This is a genomic window from Vibrio phycocola, from assembly GCF_053850235.1.
Window position 1 is genome coordinate 43,666 of sequence record NZ_JBSQDJ010000017.1, and the last position, 10,822, is coordinate 54,487.

Consider the following 10,822-nt stretch of genomic DNA (forward strand, 5'->3'; position numbering starts at 1 on the left):
TGCTATGATTTTACTGTTTTAGACCCCCCGATCGATTGAGGTAAAACTTTGCAACACGAAGATTTAAAACTGTTTCTAGCCGACAAGGCTGACGATATGAAAGCAGAAAACATCGTCACTCTAAACGTCACAGGCAAATCAACACTAACCGATTACCTAATTATTTGTACTGGCACCTCAAAGCGGCATGTTTCTTCCATCGCTACTCATGTGGCACTAGAAGCCAAAAAACATGGACTTGCACCTCTTGGGATTGAAGGTGAAGCCGAAGGAGATTGGGTAATTTTAGATATGGGCTCTTCCATGCTCCATGTCATGCAAGAAGAGTCTCGAGACACATACCAACTCGAAAAGCTTTGGAGCTAAACGGTGAAAATCCAGCTCGTCGCTGTCGGAACAAAAATGCCCAATTGGGTGGACGTTGGGTTTAAAGAGTATCAGCGTCGATTCCCCAATGATATGCCCCTAGAACTCATTGAGATTCCTGCGGGAAAACGGGGGAAAAATGCGGATATTGCTCGTATTCTTGATAAAGAAGGCGAAGCAATGCTCAATGCCATTGTAAAGGGCAGTCGTATCGTCACCTTGGATATTCCTGGGAAGCCGTGGGATAGCCATCAATTAGCACACCAACTAGACCGATGGAAACTCGATGGTAGAGATGTCGCGATCTTAATTGGTGGTCCTGAAGGGCTGGCACCGGCCTGTAAACAAGCAGCTGAACAAAGCTGGTCTCTTTCACCTCTCACGCTGCCTCACCCTTTGGTCCGTGTCGTGATGGCTGAAAGTCTCTACCGAGCGTGGAGCATTACCACTAATCACCCTTACCATCGCGAGTAGATTTAAATGATTCGTAGACGTAGCCCTATTCGTGATTATCGAGCTGAAGCATGGTTATTTCGTAACCGCGCGGTAGCTGCCTTTGTGCTGATCATTATTTCGGTCTCGTTGCTCGTTGCCAACCTCTACAACATTCAAGTTAATCAATATCAGGACTATAAAACGCGTTCAAACGACAATCGCATCAAAATCGTCCCAATTGCCCCAAACCGAGGTCTCATTTACGACCGAAATGGTGTTTTACTTGCTGAAAACCAACCCATATTCAATCTAGAAATCATCCCGGAGCAAGTAAAGAATATGGATGACACTATATCGGGTTTAAAAAGTCTGCTTCCAATTTCAGAAGAGAGAATTACCGCATTCAATAAAGAGCGCAGACATACCCGACGTTTTAACTCTGTGCCACTACTTCCTCAGCTAACTCCCAAACAAGTGGCAATATTTTCGGTAAATCAGCACAAATTCCCAGGAGTTTCTGTCACCGCGAACCTGAAACGACACTATCCATTTAATGAAGTTTTAACGCATGTTATTGGTTACGTTTCACGCATCAACGACAAAGATATTGCTCGCCTCAAGCGCGAAGACAAAGAAACCCTTTATCAAGCGACTCGAGATATTGGAAAATTAGGTGTCGAGCGCTACTACGAAGATATTCTTCATGGTATTCCTGGATATCAAGAAGTCGAAGTAAATAGTCGTGGTCGTATTATTCGTACCTTAAAATACGTAGCTCCGGTCCCTGGAAAAGACATCGTTCTCAATCTTGATATCGAACTTCAGCAATACGTCAATAAATTGCTCCGAGGCCGACGCGGTTCAGCCGTGGTGCTCGACCCTGTCGATAATGGCGTGTTAGCGATGGTATCCAGCCCGAGTTACGATCCAAATGCCTTTGTTCATGGCATATCAAGTAAAGCCTATAGCAAGCTTTTGAACGATACCAACCGCCCCTTAGTTAATCGAGCGACATTAGGGATATATCCCCCAGCATCGACGGTAAAGCCATTTATTTCGATCGCCGCTCTCCAAGAAGGTGTTATTACTCCTAGCACCACCCGATCTGATCCTGGATATTGGCGAATTCCAAACTCCAAAACTAAGCCTTACCGCGATTGGTTACGCTGGGGCCATGGTAAAGTCAACATAACCAAAGCAATTGAAGAATCTGTCGACACCTTCTTCTACCAAATTGCCTTTGACTTAGGTATCGACCGCCTTTCCACTTGGATGAAAAAATTTGGTTATGGTGAATATACAGGTATCGACATATTTGAAGAAAGCAAAGCCAACATGCCAACACGTGAATGGAAAAGAGCTCGCCATAAAGATACGTGGTATCAAGGGGATACTATTCCTGTTGGAATCGGCCAGGGTTACTGGACTGCCACGCCAATGCAAATGGCCAAAGCAACATCAGTATTAGTCCATCACGGTAAAGTTCGTGCGCCCCATTTATTGCGTGCAACACTTGAGAATGGCGATCCCTTCAATAAACAGGTTTTGGCTGATATCGAATCTTACCCCCCGATAACGAATGTACCAGAGAAATATTGGGATATAGCGATCAATGGAATGTATCTTGTAAACCATGGTAAACGCGGCACGGCCCGAAATGCATTTAAAGGGCAGCCATTTGATAGTGCTGGCAAATCAGGCACAGCCCAAGTATTTGGCCTTGCTGAAAACCAAGAATACAATGCAGATGAATTAGAAGAACACTTGCATGACCATGCTCTGTTCACTGGGTTTGCGCCAGTCAAAGACCCTAAAGTTATCGTATCAGTTGTTCTAGAGAATGCCGGTGGCGGCTCTCGCAATGGTGCACCTGTTGTGCACGATATTTTCTCCAAAGTCATTCTCGATAAAGAAACGATTGTTGAAGAAACGAACGATAAAGAGGCTCAACCGTAATGGAACTCGACCCGTCTACAGGCCGAAATCGTGCCCTATTTGAAAGGCTTCACATTGATCTACCATTGCTTTTAGGCATCTTGCTGGTGATGGCTTTTGGCCTTATTGTGATGTACAGCGCCAGTGGTCAAAATATGGTAATGATGGATCGTCAAGCAATGAGAATTGGGATCGCCGTATGCGTCATGATTGTATTGGCTCAACTTTCTCCGCGAACCTATGAGTCATTAGCGCCCTTTCTTTTCTTTGTCGGCATTGCACTGCTTATCGGTGTACTATTTTTTGGCTCAGTATCAAAAGGGGCGCAGCGTTGGCTCGATATTGGCGTTGTCCGATTCCAACCTTCAGAGCTCTTAAAACTTGCCGTTCCACTGATGATTGCCCGATATATCGGTCAGCAGCCATTGCCTCCTACGTTCAGAACATTATGCATTGGTCTGTTAATGGTTATTATCCCAACGATCTTAATCGCGATTCAACCGGACTTAGGTACCTCTATATTAATTGCTGCATCTGGCATATTCGTTATATTTCTCGCTGGGATTGGTTGGCATATTATTTTAACAGCCGCATGTGCTCTTGGTGCATTTATTCCCATATTATGGTTTTTCTTGATGCACGAATATCAGAAAGTCAGGGTGCGTACTCTCTTTGATCCAGAATCAGATCCACTTGGCGCTGGTTACCATATTATTCAAAGTAAAATTGCGATTGGCTCGGGCGGCATTTCCGGTAAAGGATGGCTGCTTGGAACACAGTCACAGCTTGAATTTTTACCCGAACGGCATACCGACTTTATCTTTGCTGTTATTGCTGAAGAATGGGGGCTGATCGGGATCGTCGGATTATTGTCACTTTATCTCTTTATTATCGGACGTGGTCTATACTTAGCTACAAATGCCCAAACCGCATTCGGAAAAATGATGGCGGGCAGTATCGTACTTAGCTTTTTCGTTTATGTCTTTGTAAACATTGGCATGGTTAGCGGCATTTTGCCCGTGGTTGGTGTTCCACTTCCATTAATCAGTTATGGTGGTACATCAATGGTGACTCTGATGGCTGGGTTCGGTATTTTGATGTCAATACATACTCATAGAAAAGCATTTTCAAAGGCAAACTAACTGAATGAGAACCATACGTTTTATTGCAATAACGATCGTCATAAGCACGACCCTCTTATCGGGATGTGCGACCAAAAGCCGTTACTCGATAAAAAATGATGTTGCACCCGACAAGCCACTAGCGGTTGATCATGTTGAGGATGCACAACCCAAATATGAACCATACAGCCGTGGGGGAAATAAAGATTATTCTCTACGTGGCTCACATTATAAAATTATTAAAGATTCGACCGGCTTTAAAGAGCGTGGGATTGCATCATGGTATGGTCAAAAATTCCACGGCCACCTAACATCTAATGGTGAAACCTACGATATGTACTCAATGAGTGCAGCTCACAAGACTTTGCCTCTTCCTAGCTATGTCAAAGTCACTAACCTCGGTAACGGTAAAACCGCAATTGTAAGAGTCAATGACCGTGGTCCTTTCCATGCAGGGAGAGTGATAGATTTAAGCTATGCCGCAGCCTATAAACTCGGCGTACTAAAAACAGGCACTGCTAACGTTGAAATTGAAACTATCAACATTAGTAAAGAACAAACCATAAAAAACACCGGTAAACCGATCATTGGTAATTCCGTGATACAAGTGATAGCTTCACAACATCTTCAAAAAGCTAGAACTTTATCGCAAGATCTAGGTCATAAGTTATCAGCCGAAAGTTTTGTCGACAGTGATACACGCAACCACCGCGTTCTACTTGGTCCATTTAATGACGACCGAACCATGCAACAAACCCTTAAACGGGTGAAAAAATTAGGCTACAACACCGCTTTTATTAGAAAGTATATTGCCGCTAAATAGCGAATTTCGATAAGAATTAATTCATCGCTACCTTAGTTTTTAGTTTCTGATAAGATAACGCCACTTATTGTAAGATTTCGCAGTAATTATGAAAAAAAATAGACTATTTACATCGCTCATTATTTCTTCTGTCGCTATCGCAGCGCCAGTTTCTTCTTCAATTGCATCATCACCAATTGTGATTCCTGATGCACCGCAAATTTCAGCGAAAGGCTTCGTCTTAATTGACTATCATTCAGGAAAAGTCTTAGCCGAAAAAGAGATGAACACTAAGTTATCTCCTGCTAGTTTAACCAAAATGATGACCAGTTACGTCATTGGCCAAGAGCTTAGACGAGGTAATATTACTCTCGAAGATGACGTTGTTATCAGTGAAAACGCGTGGGCAAAAAACTTCCCAGAATCTTCAAAAATGTTTATCGAAGTCGGGACTACTGTAAAAGTTAAAGATCTCAACCGCGGCATTATTGTCCAATCAGGGAATGATGCGTGTGTAGCAATGGCTGAACATGTTGCCGGTTCGGAAGATGCATTTGTCGATTTAATGAATGCGTGGGCCAGCAGTATCGGCATGACGAACACTAACTTTACCAACGTACATGGCCTTGATGACGATCGTTTGTATTCAACACCTTATGATATGGCACAGTTAGGTAAAGCACTCATCCGTGATGTACCTAACGAATACAAGATCTATTCTGAGCAAAAATTTTCTTACAACGGCATCACTCAATACAACCGAAATGGATTGCTTTGGGACAAAAGTATGAACGTCGACGGTATAAAAACCGGTCATACAAGTAACGCCGGTTATAGTTTGGTTAGTTCAGCTTCAGAAGGCAACATGCGATTGATCTCTGTTGTGATGGGAACCAAAAATGAAAATGCACGTAAAGCGGAAAGCAAAAAGCTGTTAAGTTATGGATTCCGTTTCTTTGAAACCGTTTCCCCTCATAAAGCGGGCGAAACATTTATCAATGAGCGCGTGTGGATGGGTAACAAAAGCACAGTCTCATTGGGTGTTGATCAAGACACCTATGTCACGTTACCTCGAGGTCAAGCTAACAGCCTAAAAGCAAGCTTTGTTCTTGACGAATCACTTGAAGCTCCAATTATTGAGGGTACGAAAGTCGGTACTTTATACTATCAATTGGATGGAAAAGATGTGGCTCAATATCCATTGTTAGCGCTAGAAAACGTCGATAAAGGTAGTGTTTTCAGTCGACTATGGGACTACATTGTTCTGCTGGTTCAAAGCTTTTTCTAACGCTTTTTCCATCGCAAAGAATGACACAACAAAAAGCCACTTTTAGTGGCTTTTTGTTTATCTTGAGATCGTGGATATAAATCAGTACTATTCTCAGCCAGCTAACCACTTCCATTAGGAGTTTACTACTATGTTGACTATAAACTCAGATGCTAAATTAAAAGATCTTCTCGAGTTCCCTTGCCCGTTTACATTTAAGATCATGGGTCAAGCAAAGCCTGAACTGCCAGAGAAAGTACTGGAAGTTATTCAACGTCACGCCCCTGGAGATTACAGTCCAGTCATCAAGCCAAGCTCAAAAGGTACCTATAACTCGGTATCGATTCGTATCACCGCAACATCGATAGAACAAGTTGAAACCTTGTACAAAGAATTAGGCGATATCGATATTGTACGCATGGTTTTATAATTGAATTCGCCAATATGCGTACTAATTATGTAATTAAATTTTAATTTATCAATTTTTTTTGATTGAATGATAATGTTAATTTTCTTTTGATTACATACCGTTAGAAAAATAAGCTGCTTTTTTACTCAATGTTTTCATCACCAATGTGGTTCAATAGTAGTAAAACAGTTTATAATCGCTTTACATAACTATCTATATTGAGCTAACTCATGCCCCACTCTCTTGTTGTGAGAAATCTCGGCCTTCAGGATTACCAACCTGTATGGCAAGCGATGCATGATTTCACTAACAACCGTGATAACACCACCACCGATGAAGTATGGTTGGTAGAACATAACCCAGTATTCACACAAGGTCAGGCAGGAAAGTCTGAGCACTTGTTAAATACAGGTGATATCCCCGTGATTCAAAGTGATCGAGGTGGACAAGTGACCTATCATGGTCCAGGCCAATTAGTTGCTTACTTCTTGATAAATTTGCGACGAAAAGAACTCGGGGTACGAGAGTTAGTTACTGATATTGAAAATATAGTCATTAAAACCTTAGACGCGTACGCGATTGAATCTGCCGCTCGCCCTGATGCGCCTGGTGTGTATGTCGAAGGAAAAAAAATATGCTCACTAGGACTTAGGATCCGCAAAGGTTGCTCATTTCATGGGTTGGCCTTAAACATCAATATGGACCTAAACCCATTCCTTCAAATTAATCCCTGTGGGTACCAAGGAATGGAGATGATTCAAGTGAGTCAATTAGGCGGCCCCGATGATGTAGAATCAGTCGCACAACAACTTGTAAATGAGCTTGTAGTCATTCTAAATTACAAGCATGTCGAATTTCTTACAGAAGCAGCGAATCATGAGTAAACCTATTGAGATGGAAAAAGGCGTTAAATATCGTGACGCCGATAAGATGGCACTAATTCCAGTGAAAAACATGCCTGCGGAACAAAAAGAAGTTCTGCGCAAGCCTGCATGGATGAAAATAAAACTGCCATCTGATAGCAAAAGAATTAAAGAGATCAAAAACGCGATGCGTAAAAATGATCTCCATTCTGTATGTGAAGAAGCCTCTTGCCCTAACCTAGCTGAATGTTTCAACCACGGCACGGCAACATTTATGATATTAGGTGCCATTTGTACTCGTCGTTGTCCATTTTGTGATGTAGCCCATGGTCGCCCTGTTGCTCCTGAAGCAAATGAACCCAAAAAGCTGGCGCAAACCATCAAAGATATGAAGTTGAAATATGTCGTTGTCACGTCCGTTGACCGAGATGATCTGCGTGATGGTGGTGCACAACATTTTGCTGACTGTAATCGCGAAATTCGCGCGCAGAACCCAGATATTCGAATCGAAACCCTTGTTCCTGATTTTCGTGGCCGAATGGATACCGCGTTAGAGCTATTAAAAGACAATCCACCAGATGTGTTTAACCACAACTTAGAAACGTCGCCTCGTCTTTATCGTAAAGCTCGCCCGGGTGCAAATTACAAGTGGTCTCTCACTCTATTGAAGAAGTTCAAAGAACAGCATCCAGATGTCCCTACTAAGTCTGGCTTGATGATGGGCTTAGGAGAAACCAAAGAAGAAATTATCGAAGTATTAAAAGACCTTCGAGCTCACGGAGTGACAATGCTGACACTTGGACAATACCTCGCACCAAGTCGCCATCATCTTCCGGTAGAACGTTATGTACCACCAGAAGAGTTTGATGAGCTAAAAGACATAGCACTGGAACTTGGTTTCACTCACGCAGCTTGTGGGCCGTTTGTACGTTCTTCATATCACGCAGATCTTCAAGCCAAAGGTATGGAAATTAAGTAACACAGAAAGGGAAAGCAAATCGCTAAACTGGCCTTTGCTTTACCTATAGAAACGTATAAAAAAAAGCCCTCGATATCGAGGGCTTTTTAACATTTTTAGAGCTGAACGTAAGTTACGCGTAAACAGGCAGACGCTTACAAATCGTCAATACTTTCTGTTTTGTCTCTTCGATTTTCGCCGAATCATCTACGTTATCAAGTACGTCACACATCCAGTCTGCTAGCTCTTTCGCATCATCAGCAGTAAAGCCACGACGCGTAATAGCTGGAGCACCAACACGAATACCAGATGTTACAAACGGGCTTTGTGGATCATTTGGCACTGAGTTTTTGTTCACAGTAATGTTTGCTGAACCTAAAGCGGCATCAGCAGCTTTACCAGTGATTCCTTTTTCAATTAAATCGACTAGGAACAAGTGGTTTTCAGTACCGTTAGAAACAATTTTGTAGCCACGAGCTTGGAACTGTGCTGCCATCGCTTTTGCATTTTCAACAACGCGAGCTTGGTAGGCCTTAAATTCTGGTTCCATCGCTTCTTTGAACGCAACCGCTTTAGCAGCGATAACGTGCATCAAAGGACCACCTTGACCGCCAGGGAATACCGCAGAGTTCAGCTTCTTGTACATTGCTTCGCCATCATTTGACAGAATCAATCCACCACGAGGGCCAGCCAGTGTTTTGTGCGTTGTTGTGGTAACGACGTGCGCATGAGGAACTGGAGTTGGATAAACACCAGCCGCAATCAAACCAGCAACGTGAGCCATATCAACAAATAGGTAAGCACCTACTTTATCGGCAATCTCACGCATGCGTGCCCAATCAACAATTTGAGAATACGCAGAAAAACCACCAATAATCATTTTTGGCTTGTGTTCAACAGCAAGTTCTTCCATCTCTTGGTAATCAATTTGACCAGCTTCATCGATACCATAAGGGATAACATTGTAGTGCTTACCAGAGAAGTTTACTGGTGAACCGTGCGTTAAGTGACCACCATGAGCCAAGCTCATACCTAATACAGTATCACCTGGATTCAATAGAGCCATGTAAACAGCGCTGTTTGCTTGAGAGCCAGAGTGAGGCTGAACATTTGCGTATTCACAACCGAATAGCTGACATGCACGTTCAATGGCTAGAGATTCTGCCTTATCTACGTATTCACAGCCGCCGTAATAACGTTTGCCAGGGTAACCTTCAGCGTACTTGTTCGTTAGCTGAGTCCCTTGAGCTTCCATTACACGAGGACTGGTGTAGTTCTCAGAAGCGATAAGTTCAATGTGCTCTTCTTGACGAAGAGTTTCTTCTTGGATAGCTGCGAATAATTCCGCATCGTAATCAGCGATATTCATATCACGCTTAAGCATCAGTATCTCCTGCTTCAGATAAAACTGAATTGTGTTCAAAGGCTCTGGTTCGACAAAAACGCAAACGTTTTCGTCATAGTGTTGGCGCGTATTCTACATAAATAGGTCGTGATCATAAAGCCTATTTTACGTAAACAAACATGCAGTTCTTTCATAATGTTCATTAGTTAAGGTCATAGCATTTATAAAAATGCGCAATGCATGTCTAGCTGTCAATCCGAGACTTTACAGTGCGTATAAGAAAACGTACACAAGCCCTACGCAATTTACTCCTTACCTCTATATCTAATCAGCAATTTTTCCTACCATAAAGTGAGTACTCCAGACCTTAGATTATTGAAAAATGAACAAACATTCGATCAAAGAAGATTTCATCGCGTTACTAACGGGCACCTTTTTAGTCGCTCAAGGTATTATGTTTCTCCATCAAGCTGAACTCATCACCGGAGGCACAGCTGGGCTGGCTCTGTTATTAAGTCAAGTTTTACCCGTATCTTTTGGTTGGATATATTTCTCGGTCAATGTACCGTTCTATATCATGGCTTGGAAGCGATTTGGCTCGGCATTTGCGCTTAATACCTTATTCGCTTGTTTCTTAGTATCATTGTTTAGCGACATGTTGCCTAGAGTAGTCGAACTCGGGACCATTAACCCTATCTATAGCGCCACGACTGGCGGTGTTCTAATGGGAATTGGCATGTTAATTCTATTTCGTCACAGGGCGAGTTTAGGTGGGTTTAATGTACTTTGCTTATGGATCCAAGATAGATGGGGAATTTCTGTCGGTAAAACTCAGGTAATATTAGACTCTGGGATAGTGATAGCGTCACTATTTCACTTACCGACTAATGCTATCTTAATATCGGTCTTTGGTGCGGTCATTCTCAATTGTATTTTAGCGATGAACCATAAGCCATCACGCTATAGCGTTAAATACGGTTAAGACCTATTTCAATACTATTTTACCATTGATTAAAGCGCTGAATTATCAAGCGCTTTTTCTTTGAAAAGCGCGCCTATTTATCAGCCATAAAAAGACGTAAAAACACCCTTTCGCACCGCGTTGCTGAAAAAGACGCCATTCGAACCATTTTCATATCAAAAAGACTTTACACCCGGTTCGAGTTTGTTATGATGCGACCCGCACTTTACTGACATGTTGGGAAAACGTCAGACGAAGTTATACTTTTAGAGTATAAAAAACACCCTGGAGGGGTTCCCGAGTGGCCAAAGGGAGCAGACTGTAAATCTGCCGGCTCCGCCTTCGATGGTTCGAATCCGT

Annotated in this window: 11 protein-coding genes; 10 read left to right on the forward strand and 1 reads right to left on the reverse strand. The window is 42.6% G+C overall.

What is annotated here, in order from left to right:
- Positions 1–48 precede the first annotated feature (48 nt).
- The 9 genes from rsfS to lipA all read left to right on the forward strand — a co-directional run bounded on the left by rsfS (position 49) and on the right by lipA (position 8,177).
- Positions 49–366, forward strand: coding sequence for a ribosome silencing factor (gene rsfS, locus ACWU4D_RS16910; protein WP_456052628.1), 318 nt, complete (start codon positions 49–51; stop codon positions 364–366).
- A gap of 3 nt (positions 367–369) precedes the next feature.
- Complete coding sequence (rlmH, locus tag ACWU4D_RS16915) at positions 370–840, forward strand: 23S rRNA (pseudouridine(1915)-N(3))-methyltransferase RlmH (protein ID WP_456052629.1); 471 nt, start codon at positions 370–372, stop codon at positions 838–840.
- A gap of 6 nt (positions 841–846) precedes the next feature.
- Positions 847–2,757, forward strand: coding sequence for a penicillin-binding protein 2 (gene mrdA / locus ACWU4D_RS16920; protein ID WP_456052630.1), 1,911 nt, complete (start codon positions 847–849; stop codon positions 2,755–2,757).
- Positions 2,757–3,878, forward strand: a complete 1,122-nt coding sequence (rodA, locus tag ACWU4D_RS16925; RefSeq protein WP_456052631.1) for a rod shape-determining protein RodA — start codon at positions 2,757–2,759, stop codon at positions 3,876–3,878. The genes mrdA and rodA overlap by 1 nt, the downstream gene beginning before the upstream one ends.
- A gap of 4 nt (positions 3,879–3,882) precedes the next feature.
- Positions 3,883–4,680, forward strand: a complete 798-nt coding sequence (locus ACWU4D_RS16930; RefSeq protein ID WP_456052632.1) for a septal ring lytic transglycosylase RlpA family protein — start codon at positions 3,883–3,885, stop codon at positions 4,678–4,680.
- 88 nt (positions 4,681–4,768) lie between these two features.
- Complete coding sequence (locus tag ACWU4D_RS16935) at positions 4,769–5,947, forward strand: serine hydrolase (protein ID WP_456052633.1); 1,179 nt, start codon at positions 4,769–4,771, stop codon at positions 5,945–5,947.
- Between the two features lie 130 nt (positions 5,948–6,077).
- Entirely contained in the window at positions 6,078–6,356 is a 279-nt protein-coding gene (ybeD, locus tag ACWU4D_RS16940) for a DUF493 family protein YbeD (protein ID WP_456052634.1), read from the forward strand.
- Positions 6,357–6,565: 209 nt separating this feature from the next.
- Positions 6,566–7,219 (forward strand): lipoyl(octanoyl) transferase LipB, encoded by a 654-nt coding sequence (gene lipB, locus ACWU4D_RS16945; RefSeq protein ID WP_456052635.1) that lies wholly within the window; start codon positions 6,566–6,568, stop codon positions 7,217–7,219.
- Positions 7,212–8,177 carry a lipoyl synthase gene (lipA, locus tag ACWU4D_RS16950; protein WP_456052636.1) on the forward strand — a complete coding sequence of 322 codons (966 nt, stop codon included), beginning with the start codon at positions 7,212–7,214 and terminating at the stop codon, positions 8,175–8,177. Before lipB ends, lipA begins: the two co-directional genes overlap by 8 nt.
- Positions 8,178–8,289: 112 nt before the next feature.
- On the opposite strand, the gene glyA is transcribed toward lipA, so the two are convergent.
- On the reverse strand, positions 8,290–9,540 hold the full coding sequence (gene glyA / locus ACWU4D_RS16955; RefSeq protein ID WP_456052637.1) for a serine hydroxymethyltransferase: 1,251 nt from the start codon (positions 9,538–9,540) through the stop codon (positions 8,290–8,292).
- 343 nt (positions 9,541–9,883) lie between these two features.
- On the opposite strand from glyA, the gene ACWU4D_RS16960 reads away from it, so the two are divergent.
- Positions 9,884–10,483 carry a YitT family protein gene (locus ACWU4D_RS16960; protein ID WP_456052638.1) on the forward strand — a complete coding sequence of 200 codons (600 nt, stop codon included), beginning with the start codon at positions 9,884–9,886 and terminating at the stop codon, positions 10,481–10,483.
- Positions 10,484–10,822 lie beyond the last annotated feature (339 nt).

Excerpts from the sequence above, each read along its gene's own strand:
- ACWU4D_RS16935 (WP_456052633.1), top strand. The coding sequence starts at position 4,769 with ATGAAAAAAAATAGACTATTTACATCGCTCATTATTTCTTCTGTCGCT.
- lipB (WP_456052635.1), top strand. The coding sequence starts at position 6,566 with ATGCCCCACTCTCTTGTTGTGAGAAATCTCGGCCTTCAGGATTACCAA.
- lipA (WP_456052636.1), top strand. The coding sequence starts at position 7,212 with ATGAGTAAACCTATTGAGATGGAAAAAGGCGTTAAATATCGTGACGCC.
- glyA (WP_456052637.1), bottom strand. The coding sequence starts at position 9,540 with ATGCTTAAGCGTGATATGAATATCGCTGATTACGATGCGGAATTATTC.
- ybeD (WP_456052634.1), top strand. The coding sequence starts at position 6,078 with ATGTTGACTATAAACTCAGATGCTAAATTAAAAGATCTTCTCGAGTTC.
- ACWU4D_RS16930 (WP_456052632.1), top strand. The coding sequence starts at position 3,883 with ATGAGAACCATACGTTTTATTGCAATAACGATCGTCATAAGCACGACC.
- rodA (WP_456052631.1), top strand. The coding sequence starts at position 2,757 with ATGGAACTCGACCCGTCTACAGGCCGAAATCGTGCCCTATTTGAAAGG.
- ACWU4D_RS16960 (WP_456052638.1), top strand. The coding sequence starts at position 9,884 with ATGAACAAACATTCGATCAAAGAAGATTTCATCGCGTTACTAACGGGC.
- mrdA (WP_456052630.1), top strand. The coding sequence starts at position 847 with ATGATTCGTAGACGTAGCCCTATTCGTGATTATCGAGCTGAAGCATGG.